21 protein-coding genes are annotated in these 26,266 nt (G+C 53.7%); 11 read left to right on the forward strand and 10 right to left on the reverse strand.

The genetic code is table 11. The features are described from left to right. Nucleotides 1–15 precede the first annotated feature (15 nt). Complete coding sequence (locus CHB59_RS07730; protein WP_089375671.1) at nt 16–768, forward strand: UDP-2,3-diacylglucosamine diphosphatase; 753 nt, start codon at nt 16–18, stop codon at nt 766–768. 72 nt (nt 769–840) lie between these two features. On the opposite strand, the gene nusB is transcribed toward CHB59_RS07730, so the two are convergent. The 6 genes from nusB to CHB59_RS07760 form a co-directional block, all read right to left on the reverse strand. Then, on the reverse strand, nt 841–1,329 hold the full coding sequence (nusB, locus tag CHB59_RS07735) for a transcription antitermination factor NusB (protein ID WP_089375672.1): 489 nt from the start codon (nt 1,327–1,329) through the stop codon (nt 841–843). Beyond that, a complete protein-coding gene (ribH, locus tag CHB59_RS07740; protein ID WP_089375673.1) occupies nt 1,326–1,775 on the reverse strand; it encodes a 6,7-dimethyl-8-ribityllumazine synthase in 450 nt (149 codons plus the stop codon). Before ribH ends, nusB begins: the two co-directional genes overlap by 4 nt. A gap of 89 nt (nt 1,776–1,864) precedes the next feature. Then, nucleotides 1,865–2,431 carry a DNA-3-methyladenine glycosylase I gene (locus tag CHB59_RS07745; protein WP_089375827.1) on the reverse strand — a complete coding sequence of 189 codons (567 nt, stop codon included), beginning with the start codon at nt 2,429–2,431 and terminating at the stop codon, nt 1,865–1,867. 17 nt (nt 2,432–2,448) lie between these two features. Further along, the gene (locus tag CHB59_RS07750) at nt 2,449–4,065 is read right to left on the reverse strand and encodes an OFA family MFS transporter (RefSeq protein WP_089375674.1); all 1,617 of its coding nucleotides are present in this window, start codon (nt 4,063–4,065) and stop codon (nt 2,449–2,451) included. 127 nt (nt 4,066–4,192) lie between these two features. Continuing rightward, nucleotides 4,193–6,361: a penicillin-binding protein 1C gene (pbpC, locus tag CHB59_RS07755; protein WP_245835094.1), complete on the reverse strand. Its 2,169-nt coding sequence runs from the start codon at nt 6,359–6,361 to the stop codon at nt 4,193–4,195. Further along, complete coding sequence (locus tag CHB59_RS07760; RefSeq protein WP_089375675.1) at nt 6,358–12,237, reverse strand: alpha-2-macroglobulin family protein; 5,880 nt, start codon at nt 12,235–12,237, stop codon at nt 6,358–6,360. Before CHB59_RS07760 ends, pbpC begins: the two co-directional genes overlap by 4 nt. Nucleotides 12,238–12,404: 167 nt before the next feature. Between CHB59_RS07760 and phoB the strand changes: the two genes are divergently transcribed. Beyond that, nucleotides 12,405–13,091, forward strand: coding sequence for a phosphate regulon transcriptional regulator PhoB (gene phoB, locus CHB59_RS07765; RefSeq protein ID WP_089375676.1), 687 nt, complete (start codon nt 12,405–12,407; stop codon nt 13,089–13,091). Between the two features lie 38 nt (nt 13,092–13,129). After that, nucleotides 13,130–14,452, forward strand: coding sequence for a phosphate regulon sensor histidine kinase PhoR (gene phoR / locus CHB59_RS07770; protein ID WP_089375677.1), 1,323 nt, complete (start codon nt 13,130–13,132; stop codon nt 14,450–14,452). Between the two features lie 43 nt (nt 14,453–14,495). On the opposite strand, the gene CHB59_RS07775 is transcribed toward phoR, so the two are convergent. Both CHB59_RS07775 and CHB59_RS07780 read right to left on the reverse strand, forming a co-directional pair. After that, complete coding sequence (locus CHB59_RS07775) at nt 14,496–14,816, reverse strand: YnfA family protein (protein ID WP_089375678.1); 321 nt, start codon at nt 14,814–14,816, stop codon at nt 14,496–14,498. A 160-nt stretch (nt 14,817–14,976) separates the two neighbouring features. Next, on the reverse strand, nt 14,977–18,792 hold the full coding sequence (locus tag CHB59_RS07780) for a DUF3683 domain-containing protein (protein WP_179212118.1): 3,816 nt from the start codon (nt 18,790–18,792) through the stop codon (nt 14,977–14,979). Nucleotides 18,793–18,974: 182 nt separating this feature from the next. Here CHB59_RS07780 and CHB59_RS07785 point away from each other — a divergent pair, with 182 nt between their 5' ends. Genes CHB59_RS07785 through CHB59_RS07795 form a run of 3 tightly spaced genes read left to right on the forward strand, consistent with a single transcriptional unit; the run spans nt 18,975 to nt 20,729 of the window. Continuing rightward, complete coding sequence (locus CHB59_RS07785; protein WP_089375680.1) at nt 18,975–19,496, forward strand: peroxiredoxin family protein; 522 nt, start codon at nt 18,975–18,977, stop codon at nt 19,494–19,496. A gap of 2 nt (nt 19,497–19,498) precedes the next feature. Next, complete coding sequence (gene hemJ, locus CHB59_RS07790) at nt 19,499–19,912, forward strand: protoporphyrinogen oxidase HemJ (RefSeq protein ID WP_089375681.1); 414 nt, start codon at nt 19,499–19,501, stop codon at nt 19,910–19,912. A 13-nt stretch (nt 19,913–19,925) separates the two neighbouring features. Beyond that, a complete protein-coding gene (locus tag CHB59_RS07795) occupies nt 19,926–20,729 on the forward strand; it encodes a hypothetical protein (RefSeq protein WP_089375682.1) in 804 nt (267 codons plus the stop codon). 64 nt (nt 20,730–20,793) lie between these two features. Here the strand turns inward: CHB59_RS07795 and CHB59_RS07800 are convergent, their stop codons facing one another. Continuing rightward, nucleotides 20,794–21,246, reverse strand: coding sequence for an SRPBCC family protein (locus CHB59_RS07800; protein ID WP_089375683.1), 453 nt, complete (start codon nt 21,244–21,246; stop codon nt 20,794–20,796). Nucleotides 21,247–21,541: 295 nt separating this feature from the next. On the opposite strand from CHB59_RS07800, the gene CHB59_RS07805 reads away from it, so the two are divergent. The 5 genes from CHB59_RS07805 (at nt 21,542) to CHB59_RS07825 (ending at nt 25,334) form a co-directional block, all read left to right on the forward strand. Then, entirely contained in the window at nt 21,542–22,114 is a 573-nt protein-coding gene (locus CHB59_RS07805; RefSeq protein WP_089375684.1) for a TetR/AcrR family transcriptional regulator, read from the forward strand. Nucleotides 22,115–22,241: 127 nt separating this feature from the next. Beyond that, nucleotides 22,242–23,204 carry a carbohydrate kinase family protein gene (locus CHB59_RS07810; protein WP_089375829.1) on the forward strand — a complete coding sequence of 321 codons (963 nt, stop codon included), beginning with the start codon at nt 22,242–22,244 and terminating at the stop codon, nt 23,202–23,204. Between the two features lie 11 nt (nt 23,205–23,215). Then, a complete protein-coding gene (locus CHB59_RS07815) occupies nt 23,216–23,668 on the forward strand; it encodes an outer membrane lipoprotein (RefSeq protein ID WP_089375685.1) in 453 nt (150 codons plus the stop codon). Between the two features lie 135 nt (nt 23,669–23,803). Next, entirely contained in the window at nt 23,804–24,553 is a 750-nt protein-coding gene (locus CHB59_RS07820) for a GNAT family N-acetyltransferase (protein WP_089375686.1), read from the forward strand. Between the two features lie 22 nt (nt 24,554–24,575). Then, the gene (locus CHB59_RS07825; RefSeq protein ID WP_089375830.1) at nt 24,576–25,334 is read left to right on the forward strand and encodes a lysophospholipid acyltransferase family protein; all 759 of its coding nucleotides are present in this window, start codon (nt 24,576–24,578) and stop codon (nt 25,332–25,334) included. 51 nt (nt 25,335–25,385) lie between these two features. Here CHB59_RS07825 and CHB59_RS07830 read toward each other — a convergent pair whose 3' ends face one another. Continuing rightward, a complete protein-coding gene (locus CHB59_RS07830) occupies nt 25,386–26,216 on the reverse strand; it encodes a symmetrical bis(5'-nucleosyl)-tetraphosphatase (RefSeq protein ID WP_089375687.1) in 831 nt (276 codons plus the stop codon). Between the last annotated feature and the right edge of the window lie 50 nt (nt 26,217–26,266).

Genomic DNA, 26,266 nt, shown 5'->3' on the forward strand with positions numbered 1-26,266 from the left:
GGGTTCAATATCTTCATGGAATCAGCAGGTCAGAAAACCACGCCGCATAGCCTGTTCATCTCTGACCTGCATCTGTGCGACTCCAGGCCTGGCATCACTACCCAGTTCCTTCAATTCCTGCAGCAGCAAGCAATCCATGCCGAGGCGCTCTTTATCCTGGGCGATTTTTTTGAATACTGGGCTGGTGATGATGACCTGGCGCATCACCACACCATCATCCATGCCATGCGCCAATTGGCGGGCCATGGCACACGCATCTATTTCATGCACGGCAATAGGGATTTCCTGATTGGGGATGCCTTTGTCCAGGCGGCAGGCGCCACCTTGTTGCATGACCCAACCCTGATTGAACTCTATGGCCAGCGTATCCTGCTCAGCCATGGCGATGCATTATGTACAGATGACGTGGCCTATCAGGAGTTCCGCCTGCAAGTCCGCTCCCCTGCCTGGCAGCAGGCGTTTCTCCAGCAACCACTGGCTTCCCGCAAAGCGCAGATTGAAGCATTACGCCAGCGTAGCGAGCAGGAAAAATCTGGCAAGCAGGAAGATATTATGGATGTCAATGCACAGGCCGTTGCCGCCTTGCTCAGGGAATTCGACTATCCTGATGTTCTCATTCACGGCCATACTCACAGGCCGGCACTGCATGAACTGAATGTGGATAACCACAGAATAAAACGCTGGGTATTGGGAGACTGGTATGAACAGGGAAGTTGCCTGGTCGCCGACCAGCATGGCTTACGCAATCACTTGCTCACAGCACCATAACGGGCTTTAAGCCCTGGCAAAAAAATAGCCAGCTGGAACGCTGGCTATTGGCATTTAGCATGTAAGCACTTACTACCTTCCTCTGCCGCGGGAAAATTCGTCTGGCCGTGCTTCTGCTGCAACCTTGTCCAGTACCCCGTTCACATATTTGTGTCCATCAGTACCGCCATACAGCTTTGCCAGTTCCACCCCTTCATTGATCGCAACGCGATAAGGAATGCTGACATCATGGATCAGCTCATAAGCTGCGATACAAAGGATGGCATGTTCAATCGGACTCAGTTCAGATAACTGGCGATCCAGCGATCCCACCAGCCGGGCATCAAGCTCATCGATATTCTCTGCTACCCCTTCAAGCAACTGACGGAAATATTCATAGTCCGCCCGGTCAAAATCAGGATCATCGGCCAGCTCCCGAATGATAACCTTCACGTCTTTCTGATTCATCAAGCCGAGGTAAATCCCCTTGAGCACCAACTCACGCGATTTGCGACGGCTGCGCCCCGGATTGACCGGCTTACCCTTACCTGCTTCGACAGGCTTCTTTTCGTGATCGCTCATAACTGTTTCAGCAGATTGATCATCTCGATCACGACATCAGCAGCTTCTGCTCCCTTGATTGCCATGCGGGCCTCAGCCTGTTCGTCGTTTTCAGTCGTCAGGATGGCATTGGCAACAGGAATGCCTGTGCTCAGCTGCACATCCGAAATACCACGAGCAGACTCGTTGGAAACCACCTCGAAATGATAGGTTTCACCACGAATAATGGCACCCAGCGCGATCAGGCCGTCAAATTGGTCACTGTCTGCCATTTGCAGCAGAATTGCAGGGGTTTCCAGTGCGCCTGGCACAGTTGCCAGCGTGATATCATCATCCGCCACGCCAAGTTTTTGCAATTGGGCTACACAAGCTTGCAGTAAGCCTTCGCCAATATTGCTGTTGAAACGGGACAGCACAATACCGATGCGCAAATCCTTGCCGTTCAAATCTACCGCGATTTTCTTCATGATAATGGTCCGGTTCCAGACGTAGCCACGCTACGTTATTGGGTTAGTCCAGTGAATAACTGGGAATCCTGTCATTTTACCACGTTCGTCTAGGTGGTCAGCAGTTCTGCATGACGGAAACAATCCAGTATATGGTCATTCACCATGCCCGTGGCCTGCATGAAGGCATAGCAGATCGTGGAACCAACAAACTTGAAACCATGCTGCTGCAAGACCTTGGACATGTACTCGGAAACTGCAGTGCTGGCAGGCACATCTGCCATATTGCGCCAATAATTGATCTGGGGCTTCCCCTGCACAAACTGCCAGAGAAACGCATCCAAGCTGCCATATTTAGCCTGTACATCCAACGCGGCGCGGGCATTATTAATTGCAGCCTGCACCTTGAGCCGGTTGCGGATGATACCCGGATCGGCAAGCAAGGCAGCCACCTTCTCCGCATCATATGCGGCAACACGCGCAATCTCGAACTGGTCAAACACCTCGCGGTAATGCTCGCGTTTCTTCAGCACCGTACTCCAGCTCAATCCTGCCTGCGCGCCTTCCAGCACCAGGAACTCGAACAAGCGCCTGTCATCATGCACAGGCACGCCCCACTCCGCATCATGATAGGCAATATCCAGTTCACGCTTAGCCCAGGCGCAACGATGCGTCATATCCATCCCGGCTATTTTCAATGAAACAGGATCACGGCTTTTTGCAGGGTATTCCAGATGCCATAGCTGATCGGGATACCTACGGCGATCCAGACCACGGCGGTCAGCACAGCGCTACTCTTGTGCGGAAGCGCCTGCATGCCTTTCTGTGCCTGCTCATGCGAAGCCTGTTTCTCTGCCGCAAGTTGTGCTGCAGTCATGTAATGTTTTTCCGCTACCGGGCGCACCAGGAGGTTGCATACCAACCCGGCCAGCAACAGGGCTGCCAGCACATACATGATGATGCTATAGGCATGATCGGCTGGCACTCCCTGATCAAGCTGGTAGTCTCGCAAGTAGTTCACGATCACTGGCCCCAGCACGCCTGCCGTGGCCCAGGCAGTCAGTATCCGCCCATGGATGGCGCCCACATGCTGGGTGCCGAACACATCCGCCAGATAGGCCGGGATCGTGGAGAAACCACCGCCATACATGCTGAGGATGATGCAAAACACACCAGCGAAGATGGCCACACTACCTATATTGCCTGCCCAAGGCGACAAGACATACAGGACAAAACCCAGGGCGAAAAAAATGATATAAGTCAGTTTGCGCCCGAGAAAATCCGAGCAGGATGCCCAGCCTATGCGCCCCAGAATATTGAAGAACGACAACAGCCCGGCGAACCCAGCGCCAATGGCCGCCACTTGCAGCTTCTGGTCACTACTCAGCTCGGCGAGCTTGAGCGGCACATCAATCAGCGCGCCACCAAAGACCTCCTGCAGCATGGGAGAAGCCATGCCGATCACTCCGATACCGGCGCTGACATTGAAGCAAAGCACCCACCACAGCAGCCAGAATTGCGGCGTCTTGTGTGCCTCGTTCACATGCACATGATGCTGGGTAATCATGGCTTTCTTGCCGTTACTGGCAGGTGGGGTCCAGCCTTCCGGCTTCCAGTCATGCGCGGGAACACGATATCCCAAAGATCCAATCATCATGACGATGAAATACAACACCCCCATGGTGGCAAAGGTTTGCCATACGCCAATTGCATGTTCACTGGCAAAATAATTCATCAGCGTATCAGCCAACGGCGCACCTATCATGGCACCACCACCAAACCCCATGATTGCCATGCCGGTCGCCAGGCCGCGCTTGTCAGGGAACCACTTGATCAGGGTTGAAACCGGCGAGATATAGCCCAGCCCCAACCCGATACCGCCAATCACGCCTGAACCCAGCCACATCAGCCATAATTGATGGGTATAAACACCGATGGCTGAAATCAGCAGGCCACCACCCCAGCAGACGGCGGCAACTGCACCGGCTTTGCGCGGCCCGGCATGCTCCAGCCAATGTCCGAATATGGCAGCAGAACATCCCAGAAATACAAAAAACAGGGTGAATATCCAACCTAGGTCACTGACTTTCCAGTCACAGGTGGTAGTGATTGCCCGCATCCAGAAACTAACATCTTCCCCGCAGGCAATTGGTTCGGAAATCCCCAATGCCTTGGATAAGGGCAGCCAGAACACACTAAAACCATAGGCCATGCCGATAGAAAGTTGCACCGCCAACGCAGCTGGTGGCATCAGCCAGCGGTTATACCCCGCTCCCGCAACAATGCGTTCCCTGGAAAAAAAACCTGCCATACAAACCTCTCCACCCGACTGGATCAATATGAAATATTTTGTTACAAATCATCATATAAATTGAATCAATCCGCAATACGTAATGCAATATGATTCAAGAATTAGACAGGAATTCCGGCACATGATGCTACGGAACATACATAGCGCGGACTTCAAACTGATGCTTATCCAATACTTTCCCGCTTTCATCCTTCAATGTCAGGACATGATGGCCTGGCAATGGCAAGGGCACCAGAACCCGGGTCTTTCCGCAGGCAGAGACAGGACGATCATCCAGCAGCATGCAGGTCTTGCCTGCTCCACTTGATTGCAGCATCAATGCCTGGCGTTGCTGGGGTATATCAGGGTCAGGCGCAATCACCGCCGAGTCCGGCGGTGCAATCAGCATGGGAGAAGATGGCGTCACCTTGATGACAACATCAGCCGGTGGTTGATCATCGGCATGCACAATCACCCAGTCATGTCGCGCAGATTCAATCGCGGGCTGATAACTGATCTGCTGTTGCAGCACACCTGCAGGCGGCAACGGTGCCTGGGCAGGAATATCCTGATGCAGATATTGAACCACATCGCGCCAGACCGGCGCTGCACCCGTCACCCCTGATACATCCCACATGGGTTCCCCGGAGAAATTTCCCACCCAGACCCCCACCGTATATCGATCGGTGAATCCCACCGCCCAGTTATCGCGCATACCTTTGCTGGTACCCGTTTTCACAGCTGCCCAGGTATGGGTGGATAAAGGGCTGGCCAGACCAAAGGTGAGCACTCGCGCCGCAGGATCAGCCAGGATATCTGCGATAATGAAGCTGGCCTGTTCGCTTAATACCTGGACTGGCTCACGATCTGTCACTACATCCTGTCCGCTATCTTGTTCAAGGAGGAATCGTGCCGGTGACCATCGTCCGCGGTTTGCCAACGCACGGTAAGCATTGGTCAATTGCATCAGCGAGGTCTCGCCAGCCCCCAGAGCGAGGCCAAAGCCATAGTAATCGGCTTCCTTGCCAAGACTGACCAACCCAAATTGCCGCAATACATTCAGGAAGCGGTCTACGCCAACCAGCGTCAACGTCCGGACCGCTGGCACATTAAGTGATGACCCCAGCGCAGTACGCACACTGACTGCGCCACGAAAATGTCTGTCATAATCCTGGGGAATATAAAGACCAGAAGGCGTCGTCAATGCCAATGGCGAATCATCCAGCACGGAACTGGCATTCAACCAGCCCTGATCCATGGCCGCGGCATAGAGAAAAGGCTTGAGCGTGGAACCCGGCTGCCGCAAGGCAACTACGCCATCCACTTCTGGCGCCCCGGAAAAATCCCCGCTGGAACCAACATAAGCCAGCACTTCCCCTGTCTTGTTGTCGAGCACCAAAACAGCGCCATCCTCAACATTCTGCTCCGTCAGCTGGCTCAGATGCGTCCGTAGCACATCAATGACGAAATGCTGCAAACCAGCATCCACAGCAACCCGCAATTGCTCCCCGGGTTTCTGCAACAGGCGCCTGGCAAGGTGTGGCGCATCATCCACACCAGCAATTGGCAATGGCCGCGCAGGCAACATGGAGGCAAGCAATGCGGTGGACTCACAGGATAGCGCTTCGTTTTCTCCACGCGCGCGCTTGCTGGCCGCCTGTAGCGTCGCGCACGCGCGTCTGGCCACGGTGGAACGTGATGCGCCGGGTGCCCGTACCAAGGAGGCAAGCACGGCGGCATCTGCCTGATTGAGTCCGCCCGGACCTTTTGCCAGCAGTCCCCTGGCGGCAGCATCCACTCCGACCAGATCATACCGGAAAGGTACGCGATTCAGGTATGCCTCCAGTATCTGCCGTTTGCTCCAGTGTAATTCCAGCGCCAAGGCAGAACGCACCTGAGCAAACTTTTCCAGCCAGGTATTCTGCCTGGCTGGTGCCTGCAGTAACTTGGCAAGCTGCATGGTAATCGTGCTGGCACCTCGCGCACGCGGCCGCCGGATATTCTCCAGCGTAGCAGAAATTACTGCCAGCGGATCCACTCCCACGTGATAGTAAAAACGCTTGTCTTCAGCGGCCAGTATGGCTTGCTGGAATGCAGGAGAAACTTCCTCCAGCGTTACCCACGCCAACATCCTGCGTGTCTTGTCCAGGCGCATGCGTTCAAGCACAACACCATGCCTGTCCAGCAATATGGCTTCGGAACTTGCAGGTGCAGACTTGACCGATTCAAACGATGGCACTGGCACACTGACCACTGCAATGCCACCCATGATGATCGCTGCCACCACCGCAGCGGTCAGCCAGTACCTGTATTTCACTCAGCCTTGACTTCCATTTTGGCAACAGGAAGCTCCCCGAATATTTCAGGGGCGTATATCGCTTCCACCCGAGTTGCGGGCATCTCGAAATGCCCGGCATTGTTCAAGCGCACGGTATATTCAGTACTGAACTTGCCTTTGGGTACATAGGCATAATAAGCACGGAAAGCATCAACAGCACGCTCCTCGAATGCCGGACGCTGCCAACCCGTCTGCTTCTCACTGGCAGTCAGCTGGCCGGAGTCACCACCCAGCCCACTTCCCAATATCGTTGCTCCTGCAGGCACCGGATCATTCACGACGACCCAGGTCATGTCTGTTTGCGCATCAATCTCCAACCTGACACGATAGCTATCTCCCCGTTGCCAGACACCGGAAGTTTTCTGTTCTACTGCTGTCACGGTGCGGCGGATACCATATCCTGCGAACAGTGGCTTCTCCAGCGGCAATGCCGCCTTTGATGTTACAAACGCCCATGGCTTACCGCTGCCGGCGTGATGCAAAGACAACACTTGCGAGGTGTCCGGCCATGCAAGGTGAGTTTCCAGGCCGGCCCCTGGCGCAGTGCCTGCAACGGGGTCAAGATGCTGTTTCGCCCTGGCATGCTCCCAGTCCAGTGAGATTGCCTGTTCGCCCAATGCCACCCTGGTTGTTCCCTGCACAGCATCACGCTCATAACGCTCACGGAAATGCCGTAACGCCACCACGCCCCATGCATTGGCAAGCGTGGTCTGCCAATGCCCGCCCAGCTGACGACCGAGCGCCCCCCGTGCCAGGCGTCCTGCGTCTGCCGCAGAAAATTCAGCATCGTCCAGCAGCAGGCGCAACGCGCGCACGGCATTCACATCTGGCGACACCATCAGCCACCAGAGATAATCCTGCTTCTCGGTAGAGAAGCTCATCGTACTGCCCGAGAACATCAAGCGGGAGCGTAATATCTGCAATGCCTGCTCCAGCTTCTGTTTCCGTCCCGGAACATCCTGCATACGAGTCAGCAGGGATGCCCAGTCGATGACGCCAGAACTGGGCCAGAGATCAGGTGTGATCTCCAGTGTGGTCAACATGCCTGGCGTGGTACGCCCATACCGCGCCAACGCATCGATCGCGGCCAGCTTGCGCATGACCAGGTCTGCCGCCTGCAATCTGCCATAGCGGTGTATCCGCCCTGACACAAAATCCTCCAACCCCTTGAGCATGCGTTCACGGGCAGTATCAGGAATCTGGTATTCCGTCTCATCAGCAATTGCCAGCAGGTAAGCTGTTAGGCTGTCATCTCCCTGCAACCACTCCATGGGAAAGTGCTTCACCAGACCGTCACGGTCCAGATGCCGGGTCAGGCTGTTCATCACCGTGTTCCACCGAGTCTCGTTTTCAAGCACGACTGCGACCGAAGCCCGCTGTTCAATGGAAATATAGGGATAACGCGTTACCCATTCACGCACTGCCCCCAGGTCGCCGACCAACGACTTGTTCATGCGGATATCAAGGCCGCCGCGCCCGGGTAATGCTCCTGTCGGTTTCTGTACCGGGAATGACCAATCCCTGCCCGGCTCCAGTTGTTCCATCGTGTGCTGATAGACTCGCACCGGGTAAGCCGCCCCCACTGCCTGGCTCACATGCAGCACATCCTGCGCAGCACCTTGCCCAGCTTCTTTTGCACTGATCTTCCAGTCCAGCTGCCTGGTATCCACAGGCACCCTGAATGGGAAGGCAACCGTTGCCCCCTCTCCTGCCAGCAGGCTGACCTGCCGTGTCTCCGCAGGCTGCAGCCCGGCATCCGCCGTCACATCAAGCGTCAAAGGCCGGGTGCCTCCATTGCGTACTGTCACCATGGCGCTGAATTGGTCACCTTCCCGCACGAAAGGTGGCAGGCCTGCAAACAGCATCACGTCCTGTGAGCTACTGATTGTGGCCGTTGCGCTCCCGAATTGCGCAGCTCCCGCATGGGCGATGGCTGCAATACGGAACGTCGTCAGCGCATCATTGAGCGGCACTTCCAGGATAGCCTGCCCATGCTGATCCAGCATGACTGTCGGTTTCCAGAGCAACAGCGTATCAAACAACTCACGCGCATTGGCCCCTTGCCCGCCACCACCACCCGGGGCTGCCGCCTTTTTACCGAAGTGCCGTTTACCTATGACCTGAGACTGGGCTGTGGCGGTATGCACTTCAATGGACCGGCGCTGCATCATGGCATCCAGCAAGTCCCATGATGCAGGGCGGGCCAGCTGCAACAGGCCTTCGTCAACCGCCGCCAATGCCACTTCTGCATTTGCCGCTGGCTTGCCCGAAGAATCCTGCACTGTCACCTTCACCCTGGCCTTGTCACGTGGGTGATAGGTGCGATGTTCCGGCTCTACCTGAACCTTGAGCTCGTATGCCTGCCTGCCAACGCGAATCTGGGTAATGCCCAGTTTGAATGCAGGTTTCGTCAAATCCACAAGTGCAGTTGGCCGTGTATCTACAATTTCCTTCGGAAGCTGCTTGACGATACCAAGCAATTTGCCTACCTGGTATACCATGCGCTTAAGCCAGGCAAAGGGGCCCGGTGCTTCAGGGTCTATCCTGCCTCGCACCACCATGACAGATACATAGGCGTTGGGACCGTAGTTCTCGGCAATAGGTACTTCCACAAAAGGTGACTTGGCCGACACAGGCACAACAAACGAATCCAGTATGCCTTCACGCTCCACCGTCACCAGCGCTGTTGCCTCGCGGAAAGGCATGCGCACTTCAAAACGGGCTGTATCTCCCGGCATATAGTCATGCTTGTCCGCCAGCACATCGATACGATCACTTTGTGATGCGTCAAACCAGTGCTCATCATCAGACACATAGAATTCGCTACTGGCAATTGCAGTATTACCCTGTTCATCGCTGGCCCTTGCCAGCAGAATCAGCTCACCTGAATCCGGGGCTGCGCCACGGCATTGCAGGAGTCCATATACATCCGTCTTGCCACGGCACACAGAGCCGATGCGCTTCACTTCTGCCGTCTGCTCATATGCATAAAAACCACCCAGCATGCGCTTACGATAGGCAAATGTCTTGCGGGAATATGCCTCAACATCCACTTTACGGTTGGCAACGGCTTTTCCGCTGCTATCCAACGCCACTACCTTGAATGACAAATTATCCTTGGTCGCAATGCCACCTTCATGCTTGATCCCCAGGGCCAGTGCAGAGGGCAGCACCAGCGCGCGCGTGGAAGCATTCAGTATCTGTCCATTCGGGTCGGAATACTCCATTTCCACTTCCAAAGCCCGCGGTTCCTCGACCTTCGGGATATTGTCAAACGCAACCCGAGCACCTCCATCCGCATCCAGCACCATACTGACAGTCCGCACGGGATACCCCATGGCCTGGTCAGTTTCATCACCTGATTCCAATTCATCATCTTCCGGATCATAGGAATAAGGCTGAACTGCCTCAATACCTTCTTTCGGTGTACTTCCACCAAAACTAAAATCATCATATCCGGAGAACGATAAATCATGGCGCACCAATCGGCTGCGGAACTTCACCTGAGCTCCTGCTGCCGCTCCACCGGCCAGATAATTGAGCTGTGCATCAATCGCAAGCTCGCGCCCGTTAATCAAGGGGCGCTCTGGCGCCTTCAGCACAGCCTGCATCAACGGCACACGATATTGCTCCACGCGGAAAGAACCTGCATCGAGCAGGTAAGGTTTCACCATCAGGCTCACTGAATAGGTTCCCAGTTTGGCTTCTTTGGGAATTTTCCAGCTGGAAATTCCAGCCGTTGCCGACCATTGCACCGGCACCTCATATTGTTCACCGCTGCCATCGTGCGTTACGGTCACGGTTTTCGGCAGCTGATCAGGCAAGCTGAACCCCTTGCCGGTCGGCACCCGTACAAAATGCTTCATGGAGACGGTTTCATCCGCACGGAACAATGGACGGTCAAACACAGTATGTGCCATCATTTCCGAAGCAGTTGCTCCGCCACCGAGATTGAACTGCCAGGGACTGATGCCCTGATCCCAGCTGGAAAGTGTAAAGGACATGTCATCCCCTTTACGCGCAGTGACCAGCAAGCCATAGCACGAAGAGGCATAGCCCTCTCCCTCGTCCAGTTCAGTGTCTATATGCGCCATCCCGGCATTGTCTGTCCTGCCTTCCCATAACGCTTTTCCATTACAGGTGGACACCCGGATTTTCGCTCCTTTGACTGGATGGGCATTATCCAGGCTTGTTACCCAGACAAGTGAAGACTCACGTCCATGCTTCAGGTGCACCGCCATATTGGTCACCAGTGCACTCGAGGAAACGTAATATGGTTTTTGCTCTGCATGCAGGGCAGCACCCAAACGCTCACTGGCAAATTCAACCATGTAGTAGCCTGGCTTTTTCAGGGGAATGCCGATCAGCTCCAGCGCTTTTCCATGTACTGCCGGCAGGCTCAAGGGTGCCATCTGTAATTCCGAAGGATTATCCTGCCCCATGAGTAAAGGCAGTTCGCCTTCACGCGGATAACGCTCGTGCTGCTTGAGGAAGCGATCAGCCGCCCCGCCCTCTTCGTAAGCTGGATGCCGTGTCACGCGTCGGAACCAGTCCGCCAATACGGCATCATCATCCGTATCCAGCCTTGCCATCACACCATGAGCAGCCTGTGGTTGAACGAGTTGCCCCTGCCCCGGCGCCACGGATGCAATATTGCGTACACTGACAGGCAATGCTGGCTGCGCATGACTCTCCAGGATGCCAAAACGGGAAGAAAACTTGATCAATGGCGGGTCATCATCAATCCGGATTTTCAACGGGAATAAGGTCGCGTTCTCCAGCTCGCGATCCGCATCGTCCCTGAACTTTGCAGGCAGTGTGATCAAGACCTCACTCCTGGCATTGAAAGGCCCGGCAAATACAACTGACTCCACCGTCTTGCCGTCCTCTTCATCTAGCTGAGGCGGCATGGTCTTGCCATCCTCGGTACGCAGCAGAATTTTCTGTGCCAATTCCCGCGCTACTGGCGCAGAGAATTGCACAGTGACGGGGGATACGGGCACGCACCCGGCATTGGGATTGATACGTGTACAAATGGTGCGCGCAGTAAATGCAGGGCGCACTGCAAAATGCAGTACCTGATCCGCAGAGCTTGCAAGACCGCTGACAGAAGCAATGCCTTTTTCCCATAACAGGCTCACTTCGCTGCCTGCCGGCAACCTGCGACCACACTTGGCAACCACAACCGGCGCATCCTTCAGTCGGCCATCCTTTACTTCCAGCACACCGGTTCGCGCATGCTCCGTCAATACCCGGAAAAAATGACTGGCTCGCTGCCGCTGCTCAGCCAGAATTTTTTCCCGCTTGCTGCCCTCAATGATTTCCAGCGGGATGCGATCACCAATACCGGTAATACGGCAAGCCGCATGCTGCTTGATGGATGCAATATCTGCAGGCGCATCCAGCCCCAGCAGGAATATCTGCTCCTCATCAATATTTTCCATGCCCTCTTCCGGCCATGAACTCATTACCGCAGGGCCGCCCGTGGAAAAAGAAAATTGCTTCTGCTCCAGCCCTTCCGCATTCAGGCTTTTGAAACCAGGCTTGGTAGTAAACCGACATGTCAGGCCTGCAGGCAAGTCTGCATCAAAATCGTAAACCCAGCTGCTTGCATCAACCCAATGTCCCCTGCCCGGGGCAGCGCATTGCACGTCAAACGGAGATTCGAGACGGGGGTCGCCAAATGCCACCATCGGTGCCGAGAACCGTGCAACCACCTGGCGCACCTGCTTGCTTTCCCCTTGAGGAGTGAATGATTTCACACGTCCTGCGGAAGTTTCCTGACTGTACAATGACCCACCATGCAAACTGGTAAGCACTAATACACTCAGCACAAAAACGCGCAGTATCTTCATGAATATACATTCCCTGTCATTATTATTTTTTCAGCCAGTAGTGTAGCAAACTAGAATTACAGACTGCGCATTTCATTTCCGTATTTCACATATCTTGGATCATGTTCATCAATCTGTCATATTAGCGTCATATATTGCTCATTATTCAACCAGTGAGGAAAACTGACATGCCAGCGAATATTCTGGTAATAGAAGATGAACCAGCCATTCAGGAATTGCTTGCGCTCAACCTGACACAGGCTGGCCACAACCCTATCCGCGCCTTGAGTGTCGAACAGGCACAGATGCTGATCCGCGAAACCCTGCCTGACCTTATCCTGCTCGATTGGATGTTGCCAGGCATGTCCGGTATCGAGTTTGCACGCAAGCTCAAGGGAGATGAGCTGACCAAAGCCATCCCCATCATCATGCTGACTGCCCGAGGCGAGGAATCGGACAAGGTTCGGGGCCTGGAAGTCGGGGCAGATGACTTTGTCACAAAACCGTTCAGCCCGCGCGAACTCAATGCCCGGATCAAGGCTGTGCTGCGCCGCCGCTCACCGCAAATGACGGATGACCCGATTGAAACCGGTGGTTTGCGCCTGGACCCGGTCACACATCGTGTTTCGGGAAATGGCCAGACGCTGGAATTGGGTCCCACAGAATTCCGTCTGTTGCATTATTTGATGTCGAATCCCGAACGCGTACACTCCCGCACTCAGGTACTGGACCGTGTCTGGGGAGATCGGGTATTTGTGGAAGACCGCACTGTGGATGTCCATATCCGCCGCCTGCGTCGTGCACTTTCCGAATCCGGTCATGAAGATTTCATCCAAACCGTACGTGGTGTCGGCTATCGTTTCTCTGCGCAGTAGATCATAATAAGCGCCTGCCTACAGACAAGAAGCATGTTGTGCTAGATATCCGTTGGAAACTCTTGTGGCTGGGTTTGGCCGCAATATTCACAAGCCTCATTATATGGGCTGCCACTGACGTCATCACGGCGTTATTAAGCTTTTGCACCATGCTGCTGCTTTACCTGGGCAGCCATTTGTACTGGCTGCATACCCTCCTGAAGTGGTTCAAGAAACCAGAACTCAGCACCATGCCGGTAGGCAGCGGAGTCTGGGAAGAGGTATTTTCTGCCATCTATTACGCAAAGCGCCGCAACAGCCGCAGCCAGGCACAAATCAGTTCGGCCCTTGACCGCTTCCGCCACGCAGCAAGCGCCCTGCCTGATGGTGTGGTCCTGCTCAATGGCAGCGACCAGATTGAGTGGTGCAACCCGACAGCAGAAGAACAACTCGGCTTGTCCCTCAGCCACGATACAGGCCAGCCCATTACCTACCTAGTACGGCTGAGTGATTTCATCCAATACCTGCAACGTCAGGACTATAGTGAACCTCTCAAGCTCAAATCCTGGCATGCCAGCGGAGTGACCCTGGAAATTCAGCTGGTACCATTTGGCTCAAACCAGAAACTCCTGATTTCGCGTGATATCAGCCAGATGGAAAAACTGGAAACCATGCGACGTGACTTTATCGCCAACGTCTCGCATGAATTGCGCACGCCACTGACGGTTGTTGGCGGCTTCCTGGAAACCTTGATCGATATGGAAGGCGCTGTGCCGGAAAGTACCCGCACTTACTTCGCCATGATGCAGGAACAAACCGGCCGCATGCGTCGCCTGATCGAAGATCTGCTCACCTTATCGCAACTGGAAAACAGCTTGGCATCCCCCCAGGAAAGCGAAATCGAGCTGGACACCCTGATGAATATGTTATTGCATGAAGGCATCAGCCTGAGCCATGGCAAGCATGACATAACAATAGAATCCATAGAGCCCGGCCTGTACCTCAAAGGCACTGCTGAAGAATTGCACAGCGCATTCAGCAACCTGGTCAGCAATGCGGTGCGCTATACCCCGGAACACGGAAAAATCCAGCTGAAACTATATACACGTGGCACAGAAGTCCTGTTCAGCGTGCAAGACACCGGGATAGGTATAGGGGTGGAACATATTGACCGCCTGACAGAGCGATTCTACCGCGTGGATCGCAGCCGCTCCCGCGAGACTGGAGGCACCGGCCTGGGCTTGTCGATTGTCAAGCACATCCTCACCCGCCATCAGGGAAGGTTGGTAATCACATCAGAAATTGGCAAGGGCAGCACATTCACGGCGGCCTTTCCACAGAGCCGTCTGGTTCGCCGACCAACTGAAGCAAACACTCACTAGCATTGGTTCCGGCAGCAAGTCTGGCACCACGCATGCACTTTCGTTAACGTGGTGCAAACATGATGATGGCCATGCCCACCAAGGCCACGATCACGCCAATCACATCCCAGTGTGTAGGTCTGATACCATCCACCAGCCATAACCATCCCAGTGCAACCGCAATATATACGCCTCCATAAGCCGCATATACACGCCCTGCCGCTGTAGGGTGCAGACTCAACAACCAGGCAAACGCCGCGAGGCTGACGGCAGCCGGCAACAAAAGCAGGATAGAACCGCCTTTCTTCAGCCAGAGATAAGGCAAATAACAACCAATAATCTCAGCCAAGGCTGTCACAACAAACAATACAAATGTTTTCAGCACGCGCTACTCACTCCAGCTTCCCAATACACCATTATAGTGAAGAATCCCTATCTGTTTTCACTGGGTATCTCAATGCAACGATGTAGCGCAGTCGCTTGCTGCCTGCAAAATCACCAATAAAAAAGCCAGCATCACTGCTGGCTTTTGCACGACACGCTGATTACAACAAGACCTTCTCGATCCCGCCGTTATTGGCCTTCTGCACATAATCCTGCATCCAGTTTTCTCCCAGCAGGTGCTTGGCCATCTCGACCACGATATAGTCCGCCTCAATGCCGGTATCTTCGCCATAACGCGATAGCCCCTGCAAGCATGAAGGGCAGGAAGTCAGGATTTTCACGTCCTGCTCTGGTTTGCCTGGGGTCAGTCCCATCTTGGTCATGCCTTTCTCCAGTTCTTCCTGCTTGCGCATTTTGACCTGGGTAGCAATATCAGGACGGGAAACTGCAAACGTCCCCGACTCACCGCAACAACGATCATTCAGCGCCACATCGTTTTCGCCCACCAGCGCCTGTGTCACTTTCATTGGCGCATAAGTCTTCATGGGGCTGTGACATGGGTCGTGATACATGTAGCGTGTGCCTGTCACACCTTCGATCTTGAAGTTTTTCTCCATCAGATATTCGTGGATATCCAGCAGTCGCGCGCCCGGGAAAATGCGTTCAAACTCGTATTTCTGCAATTGATCCATGCAGGTACCGCAGGAAACAACTACCGTCTTGATATCCAGGTAATTCAGCGTATTGGCAACACGGTGGAACTGCACGCGGTTATCTGCAGTAATCTGCTGCCCCTTGTCGTGATTGCCACTGGAGGTTTGCGGATAACCGCAGCACAAATAACCAGGAGGCAATACTGTGATGGCACCGGCTTCATACAGCATGGCCTGGGTAGCCAACCCGACAGTCGAGAACAATCGCTCGGAACCGCAGCCTGGGAAATAGAATACGGCGTCCGAATCCTCATTGGTCTTTTCCGGGTTCCGAATCACCGGCACAATGGTGTCATCCTCAATACCCAGCAACGCGCGCGATGTCTTGGTCGGCATGGACTTGGGCATAGGACGGTTGAGGAAATGGATTACCTGCGCCTTGATTTCCGGCTTGCCCAAAGTCTGAGGCGGACTCTTCTTTGTGCTGTTCAACAAGCCCAGCTTGCTGAACAGGCTGTGTCCCAGCCGCTGAGCCTTGTAGCCAAACCCGATCATGCTGGTACGCATGGCTCGAATCGTGGCCGGATCCTTGACGTTGAGGAAGGTCATCGCGGCAGTAGTGCCAGGATTGAAATGCTTTTTGCCCTGCTCACGCAGGAAATTGCGCATTGCAATCGACACATCACCGAAATCGATGTCAACCGGGCAAGGTTTTTCGCAGCGGTGACACACGGTGCAGTGATCCGACACATCATTGAACTCGTCAAAATGCTTGAGCGATATGCCGCGCCTGGTCTGTTCTTCGTAGAGAAATGCCTCGATCAACAGCGAAGTGCCGAGAATTTTGTTGCGCGGACTATACAGCAGGTTGGCACGCGGCACATGTGTCGTGCAAACCGGCTTGCATTTGCCACAACGCAGGCAATCACTGATGGAGTCTGCAATGTCGCCTATCGCCGATTGCTCCATGATGATGGATTCCTGCTCCAGGAGGCCGAATGACGGTGTATAGGCAGAATGCAGTCCTGAGCCTGCCATGAGCTTGCCTTTATTGAAGCGTCCTTCAGGATCCACCTGGTTTTTATAGGCGGCAAACTTGGTCACGGTTTTTTCGTCCAGGAACTCCATCTTGGTAATGCCGATACCATGTTCGCCGGAAATCACGCCACCCAGCCCGGTTGCCAGTTTCATGATGCGTGCCACAGCTTCGTGCGCCGTCTGCATCATGTCGTAATCATCGGAGTTGACCGGGATATTGGTATGCACATTGCCGTCGCCTGCATGCATATGCAAGGCTACGAACACGCGCCCCTTGAGCACCTGCGCATGAATTTCATCACAACGCTCCAGGATGCGGCTGTACTCGCGGCCAGTGAAAATACGGTGCAACTCTTTTTTGACATTCTGTTTCCACGAAATGCGGATCTGGTGCTCCTGCACGGCACGGAAAATATTTTCCACGGCAAGGTCGCTGAACTCTGATCCCAGCAGCGAAATTGCACCATCCAGGTTATCCAGCACTTTCTGCCAATGCTGACGTGTGGCAGCAAATAGCTCCAGCGCCATCTGGCGCTTCCTGACCAGCATCTCGGGGTCTGCCTGGGTCTCATCATCCTCAAACAAGGGCAGATCCCCCTGCATGAAGGTTTCCAGCTCGTCCAGCAGCCTGAGCTTGTTCCTGATGGAAAGCTCGATATTGATACGCTCAATACCATCAGAATAGTCGCCTAGACGCGGCAATGGAATCACCACATCCTCATTGATCTTGAAAGCATTGGTATGTTTGGCAATCGCGGCAGTACGGGCGCGATCCAGCCAGAATTTCTTGCGCGCATCGCTTGAGACTGCAATGAACCCTTCGCCACCCCGTGCGTTGGCCAACCGTACCACCTGTGATGCAGCCTCACCTACGCCGACTTCATCATCACTGGCAATATCGGCAATCAGCACCATTTTGGGTCGTTCACTGCGATTGGCCTTGGTGGCATAACCCACTGCACGCAGGTAACGCTCATCCAGATGCTCAAGCCCCGCCAGGATGGTATTGGGATGTGCATCCAGATAATTCTTGATCTCGACAATGGAAGGCACCGCCAACGCGACATGGCCAAAGAATTCCAGGCATACCGTACGCACATGCTTGGGCATGCGGTGCAGGATAAAGGTCGCTGAGGTAATCAGACCGTCACAGCCTTCTTTCTGGATACCCGGCAGGCCGGAAAGGAATTTATCGGTGACATCCTTGCCCAGCCCCACTGTACGGAAGCTGGGGCCGGGAATTTCCAGTATTGCCGGCTCACCGATGAGGGTAGTGCCATCTTCTTCATAGCGTGTGACGCGGAAACGCGCCATGTCCACATCATGGATTTTGCCAAGATTATGTTCCAACCGCTCGACAAACAACCATTGCGCATCCGGCGTCACCATTCGCCATGAGGCCAGGTTATCGAGTGCCGTGCCCCATAACACTGCCTTCTTGCCACCAGCATTCATGGCAATATTGCCACCTATGCATGAAGCATCCGCAGAGGTTGGGTCAACCGCGAACTCCAGGCCAGCGCTACTCGCAGCCTCCATCACTCGACGCGTCACCACACCGGCGCCGCAATGAATCACCGGCACCTTGCCATCCACGCCGGGCAGGTCAACATCCTTGACCGAGGAATATTGGTCCAACTTTTCTGTGTTGATGACAGCAGAAAACTTGGTCAACGGCACAGCACCACCAGTATAGCCAGTACCGCCACCACGCGGGATGATGGTCAGTCCAAGCTCAATGCAGACACGTACCAGCGCAGCTATTTCCTGCTCACTGTCAGGAGTGATGACCACAAACGGGTATTCCACCCGCCAATCCGTCGCATCCGTCACGTGGGAAACACGGGACAATCCATCAAACCGGATATTATCCTTGCGGGTGTGGCGAACCAGTTTATGCATAGCCTGCTTGCGTAAGGCCTCAATATCCCGGAATTCCTGCGCAAAAGCGTCCACCGCCTTGCGCGCCGCCACCACCAGCTTGAGCACCTTGGCATTGCCTGCACTACGCTCATCAATCGCCTTGATACGGTGTGCCAGCGCATCAATCAAGGCCTTACGCCGTTTTTTGTTGGCAAGCAGATCATCCTGCAAGTACGGGTTGCGCGAGACTACCCATAAATCCCCGAGCACCTCGAACAGCATGCGCGCAGAACGTCCGGTCTTGCGTTCTGATCGCAGTTCATTGAGTACATGCCAAACCTCTTCACCGAGGAAACGAATCACAATTTCGCGGTCGGAGAATGAAGTGTAGTTATAGGGAATTTCGCGTAAGCGGGCAGTCATGCTGATAATCGCGGCTAAAGGCATAATTGTATCATGGAGATACATGCAAAAATAAGCCCAGATGCAGCACTGGTGCGGCTTTCAAGAGAATGAGAATTGTTCAGTTCATTTACGCACCCTCATGCAATCCATGATGACAAAGCGCCAAAAAAGCACCACAATGGCAAAAGATAGATGATTGAATGACCACTAATACAATGTCCAAGAAACTACGTACCATCCTGATCCCGCTCGTCATCATCGGCCTGCTTGCCTTTCTCGGGGTTTCCCTTACCCAGAAACCACAGGCACCCGATATCAGCTTCGTGACCCTGGAAGGCAAAACTTTACCCATGTCTTCCCTGCAGGGGAAAATGGTGCTGGTAAATTTCTGGGCGACCGATTGCCCAGGGTGCATTGCGGAAATGCCGGGACTGATAGAAACCTATCAGCAATACAAGGACAAAGGGTTTGAAGTCATTGCTGTCGCCATGTCATATGATGGCATCCAGCAAGTAACCAACTACTCACAAAATAACGCCCTGCCCTTCCCCGTTGCCCATGACAGCCAAGGTGAGGCAGCACGCAGCTTTGATGATGTCCGTGTCACGCCGACTTCATTCATCATCGACAAGCAAGGCCGTATTATCCAGAAACTGATAGGCGAACTGGAATTCACGGCACTGCGCAAAACGCTGGACCAGCACTTGGGAACAGGAGCTTGAGCATGCTCTGGATAAAGGCCTGGCACATCATCTTCATGGTCACCTGGTTTGCGGGCCTGTTCTATCTGCCGCGCCTGTTTGTCTACCATGCCCAGGCGCAGGATAGCATCAGCAATGACCGCTTCAAGATCATGGAGCGCAAGCTGTTTTTTGGCATCATGACGCCCGGAGCCGTCCTGACCATCATCTTCGGAATGTGGCTATGGCAAGGATATGGCATTTCCGGTGCCTGGCTGCATGCAAAACTCACGCTGGTGGCACTGCTCGTCGCCTACCACGTTTATTGTGGCAAGCTGCTGCTGGACTTCAAGCATGATCGCAACCAGCATGGTCACGTTTATTACCGCTGGCTGAATGAATTGCCGGTCATCGCCCTGGTTGCCATTGTCATTCTGGTAATCGTCAAACCCTTCTGATCTGGATCTGGAAATGCCTACGTTCTATCGAAACAAATCATGGCTACTGCAATCCCTGAAGACCCATCAGCATGACAAACCGCGATTGAACCTACTGCATGTTTTCGACCTCATGCTGAACTCCACCCACCCGCCCAGCGAACTTGCGAAGGAGTTGCACCGGCAAAAACCAGGCTTGATCCGCCTGCTCAGGAAACAGGCCAAGGTCAGTGGCGCCCAACTTCCTGATGCACTTGCCCAACAAATATTCATCATGCTGGACAGTGCGCTGCAACAAGAATTACAGAACCCAGGCAGCCAGGCAATGCAGCACGCACGCGTTGCAACACTGGCCCTGATCCATGCCCAATGCGATGGCAGCTGGCGCAAACTACGCGACTTCGGCATGAGTGCCAGCTTTATCAGCCTGCTCGGTATTACGCTGTTCATGTCCTGGTATATGCTGCGCGAACTGCCGCCGGTCCAGAAGTCCCCCTCCAGCCATCAATTATGGAGTGCCGTTGCCCAGGATCATACTCTCAAGACCAGCCATATTGCAGCAGAGCTCTACAATATGATTGAACGTATGCACCAGGGAACATGCCACTTTCCCCAAGCCTTGATGCTGAATGAGTCTGAGCGCGGGGTATTCCTCAGCGCCGTCATGTCTGGCAGCCTCTCCAACCAGGCGGATGACCTCAAACTGGCAAGCCAGCTGTTAAAGAAAGTTAACTGCGAATACAAGCCGCTGATCATGATGTCAGAGTCTGAACAAGCCTATCTCAAGGCCCAGCTGACCTATCCGCCATTGAGGAAACAGCCAACACAGCATTTCTGATGCCCCACCAGGCATTGGCAACATCAAGCAGAGCAGGTTCCAGCTGACGTTGGCATAACACCCGCTACCTGAAAACAGCCTTTAATTGCGCCAATCCTGACTGGAAAACACCCGTAATTGCCTCAATTGCCGCCTGGTCATCACTTGGCGGTTTGCGATTGAATTGACTGACCCACAAGACACGACTACGGCTACCATCCCTCTGAATGGACAACGTGGCACTGTAGTCACTCACCGGCAGTACACTTTCCGTAATACTGTAAGAAAGCGTCATTTCCTGGCCATCCCATGCTGTCAGGGTTTCATGAATCGTCCCGCCACCCTTGAGAGTCAGTACACGCATGGCTCCCGGCTGGCCTTCCTCACCATGGACAATTTCCGTACTGGCCAGCGCCGGATGCCAGGCCATGTCGCCGAACAACCCTATTGTGGCCCATACCTCACTGGCAGACGCTTCCAACACAACAGATTCCCTTACAGAAAGCTGCTTATCAACATTAATTCCTGAAGACACCATGATCAATACACCCCCTCAAAGTAAAAGTAAAATTTGGCACATACATACTTTTCTGTAAACACGACGTACCTGGCACCAATATCCAGAACAGCCATCAATTTACACTTTTTTATACTTTTGTAACAGTTTGGTTACACTTAACTCAAGCAGGAATAACAGGCTGCAATTATACTCAGTCACATATTGAGGATTTCAGTAGGATTCTCGCAATATTCACCTATTCAAACTTGAATATGTATATACTGACTGGTATATAAAATTGCGTAAAATATACGCACAACAAGGAACCTGAATTATGTCCGTGTTACGGGAAAAAATTCTGCACGTTGCGTCCGATTTGTTCCAGACGCGCGGTATCAACTCTACAGGCGTGGATACTATTGTCGCAGTGGCAGGCACGACCAAAATGACCCTTTACAAGTATTTCCGCAGCAAGGAAGAACTCATCCTCGAAGTACTGCAAAAAGGGCATAGTGATTTCACTACCTGGCTTGGACACAACCTCAGCAAGAATGCAAAGAAACCATCAGACCGCTTGCAGAAACTCTTTGATTTCATCGAAGAATGGGTCACAGCGCCCGACTTCCGCGGCATGGCATTCCTGAAGGCATCTGCCGAGTTCCCGAATGAGGAAAATCCAGTACACCGCCTGTCAGCAGAGCAGTCTCGTCAATTCCGCCAGTTTCTCGCGGAACTCGCAGCTGATGCGGGCGCACGTGATCCAGACAGCCTGGCGCTACAACTCTCCATCCTGATTGAGGGTGCGATTCAGGCTGAGCAGATCAAGCGTGGTTCAGGTGCTATCAAATATGCAAAAAAAGCTGCCAAGCTCCTGATTGAGAACTCTCTGGAAAAACAGGCAGCATAATTCCGGCCAGTCTTCCAGGCACCACACAGAAACCCGCAGCCCTCTGCGGGTTTTTTCATGCTTGCAGTCAGCAGGCATGGCCGTGATAATGCCGTTTTCATATACATTATTGCAATATAGGCTAGACATGCGGATATTAATTTGTGGCTCCATGGCATTTGACACGATCATGGTTTTCGGCGACCAGTTCAGGAACCACATCCTGCCGGACAAGATTCATATGTTGAACATATGCTTTCTGGTACCGGAAATGCGTAGAGAGTTTGGCGGGACAGCGGGCAATATTGCCTACAACCTCAAACTCCTTGAAGGCAACCCGCTCATCATGGCCACAGTCGGCGATGATTTCGCAGGCTATACCGAATGGCTAGCCCAGCACCAGCTTGACACCACCTATATCAAGCAAATCCCTGGCACGTTTACAGCGCAGGCTTTCATCACGACAGACCAGAACAATAACCAGATCATTGCTTTCCACCCCGGCGCAATGAATGAATGCCACCAGAATAGTGTGCGCGACACCAATCACATCGACCTCGCCATTATTGCTCCTGATGGACGCGAAGGCATGTTTCTGCACGCCCGGGAATGCCATGAAATGGGAATTCCGTTCATGTTCGACCCCGGCCAGGGTTTGCCCATGTTCAATGGTGAAGAGTTGTTGCATTTTATTGACCTTGCCACTTATGTGGCAGTAAATGATTACGAAGCGCAACTATTGCAGGAGAAAACTGGTCTTACACTGGAGCAGATTGCTGAAAAAGTACATGCACTGATTGTCACGAAGGGCGCTCAGGGCTCTACCATCTACGCAGACGGTAAAATATATGAAATCCCCTGCGTCAAGGCTGATGCTATAGTAGACCCGACCGGATGCGGCGATGCCTATCGTGCCGGCTTGTTGTATGGCATTGTGCAGGGGTGGGATTGGAATGTATGTGGTCGCCTGGCATCGGTCATGGGCGCAATTAAGATTGCGAGCAAAGGTGCACAGAATCATCAGGCGACACGCGAGGAAATCCAGAACATTTATAGCCAGATATTAGTAAACGAAACTTTGTCACAACTTTCTGCAGAGTCAGATACTTGAAGGAGCATGATATGCGTACGACAACATGGGTGGCAGTAACAGGTATTTTACTCATCCTGAGTGGGTGCATGAGTTCAAATTCCGGCGATGTTTACAGTCGTGATGAGGCGCGCAAGACACAAACTGTGCGTCTCGGCGTTGTGGAAAGCGTACGCAACGTCAGGCTGGAAGGCACAAAATCCCCGATTGGTGGCGGTGCGGGTGCTGTTGTTGGCGGCATCGCAGGTAGTTCTATCGGTGGTGGTCGCGGCCAAGCCATTGCCACTGTCGTCGGAGCATTGGTCGGTGGCCTGGCTGGCTCAGCAGCTGAAGAAGGTGTCACACGCAAGGATGGCCTGGAAATTACCGTCAAATTGGAAAGCGGCAACCTCGTAGCCGTTGTCCAGGAAGCTGATGTGGCATTCAACCCCGGCGACAAAGTACGCCTGGTTGAGAGCGGCGGCACCACACGCGTCACTCACTGACCCTCAACATTTCACACTCCCCAGCATGCCGGCTTCTCCGGCGTGCTGGTTCACCAAACATTCATCACCCTTTCACCATTCTGTCATTTTCCGGTTCTAGAGTAAGGGCTATTTCAATAGCTCAGGAAACCCTCTATGCTCGATCGGCAGTCTTCCCTTGGCATCAAGGCCGGGGCCAGCCAATTGCATGTCAGTCTTGCCCGCAACCCTTCCGAAATTGCAGAAGCCCAACGTTTACGTTACAAAATATTTGCTGAAGAAATGGGAGCCAATCTTTCCAGCTCCGATGGCCTGGATCAGGATGGTTTTGATGAGTTCTGCGACCACTTGCTGGTTCGCAATCATGAAACCGGCGAAGTAGTCGGCACCTACCGCATCCTCAGCCCGGCCATGGCCAATGAAGCTGGTGGCTATTACTCATCCGGTGAATTCGACTTGTCGCGACTGCGCCACCTTGCCTCAAGCATGGTGGAAGTAGGTCGTGCCTGCGTGCACAAGGATTATCGACTGGGCGGCACCATTACCCTGCTGTGGGCAGGCCTGGCCAATTACATGAAGGTACATCGCTATGAGTACATGATAGGCTGCGGCAGTATTGGCATGGCCGATGGCGGCCACATGGCGGCCAGCCTGTATCAGCAATTACAAAACGACCACCTATCCCCACCGGAATATCGTGTATTTCCCAATTGCCCCCTGCCACTGGAAGCATTGCGCCATGACCTCGAGGTGAATTGCCCGCCGCTGATCAAAGGCTACTTGCGTCTGGGTGCCTATATTTGCGGCGCTCCTGCCTGGGACCCTGATTTCAACACCGCAGATATTCTGGTCATGCTACCATTGTCGAGACTCAACAAACGCTATGCAGCTCATTTTTTCAAGTAAGATCCCTGCAGCCAACCATCATTTGCCCGACCAAAGAACTTCCATTCCCAGGCAGTTATTCCGTCTGACACGCCTGGGCCTGCACATTATCTATGGTGTGGCAGTCGCAGCTACCATCCTACCCTATCTCAACCCCATCAGGCGTGACCGTACTATTCGACGCTGGAGCAGACAGTTTCTGACTATTCTCAACATCAGAGTGGTCACCAAAGGTGCTGTGCCAAATGATGCAGTACACAGCACCATGTTTGTTGCCAATCATATTTCCTGGCTGGATATCCATGCCCTGAACAGCATTCATCCGGTACGCTTCATTGCAAAATCGGACATTCGTTCCTGGCCCGTCATCGGCTGGCTGGTCGCACAAGCCAATACCTTGTTCATTGATCGCGAAAAAAAGCAGGATGCCAGCCGCATGGTGACCGCAGTTGCAGACGGCCTACGGGCCGGGGACTGCCTGTGCTACTTCCCCGAAGGCACCACCACAGACGGCACAGAACTCCGCCCTTTCAAAGGCAGCCTGATGCAGGCCGTAGTTGATACCGGAACTGTCATCCAGCCATTCTCCATCCGTTACCCGCGTAGCGATGGCAGCGTGAATACCGCCATGGCCTACCATGGCGAAACTACCATATGGCAATCCTTGCGCATGATCCTGATGCAGCCGCATCCTGTCGTGGAGTTGGATTTTTCTGTACCAATCAGCAGTGCAGGACATGAAAGACGTGGCTTATGCCTGATGGCTAGGCAAGTGATTGCCAAGCAACTGAACCTGGATTGATTGATCAGCGGTGCGATGGGTAATGTGCGAGCATAACTGCCGCTGGCTTCATTACGTCTTCAGCGTACGCGGGCCATCTGCCGAATGACATGGCACCTGGAACGTAGCACTGTCTTCGAGGCGTAAAGCCGTCAACATTCCACCCCAGAGGCACCCAGTATCCAGCGCATACAGGTTGTCACGCTGTTGCAGTCCCAGGGCAGACCAATGCCCGAAAATGACTGTCGTATCCACTGTGCGGCGAGCTGGTACATCAAACCACGGCAAAGTGCCTGCAGGCATATCAGCCAGTTCGCCCTTGAAATCGAAATCCATCTCCCCATCCGGCGTGCAGACACGCAGGCGGGTCATGGCGTTGGTGATCATGCGCAAGCGATCCATACCCTGCAACGCATCATGCCAGCGCACAGGATAATTGCCATACATATGAGCCAGGAACTCCTGATAGCGATCACCACGCAAGGCATGTTCCACCTCCTGCCCCAGTGCCACTGCCTGCTCCGCGCTCCATTGCGGCAGCAAGCCCGCATGCACCAGCAGTAGCCCATCTTCCGCATGGATCATGGGTCGGAAACGCAACCAATCCAGCAACTCTTCCCGGTCTGGCGCAGCCAGGATGGACTGCAAGGTATCACTACGATGCGCCTTCACATATCCTGCTGCCACCGCAAGCGCATGCAGGTCATGATTGCCCAGCACCAGCACCAGGCTGGACTCATGCGCCTTGGCCCAGCGCAACGTTTCCAGCGACCCGCTACCGCGGTTGATCAAATCGCCAACCAGCCAGAGTTTGTCTTTTTCAGGATTGAACTGGATAACATCCAGCAGAGAAAGCAGGGAATGATAGCAGCCCTGAATGTCACCAATTGCATATGTAGCCATGGACTGCTATCTGAATGAAAAAACTGAAGACTTGCAGAAGATAAATGTGG

Source organism: Methylobacillus rhizosphaerae (assembly GCF_900187985.1).
GTDB classification, from domain to species: Bacteria; Pseudomonadota; Gammaproteobacteria; order Burkholderiales; family Methylophilaceae; genus Methylobacillus; species Methylobacillus rhizosphaerae.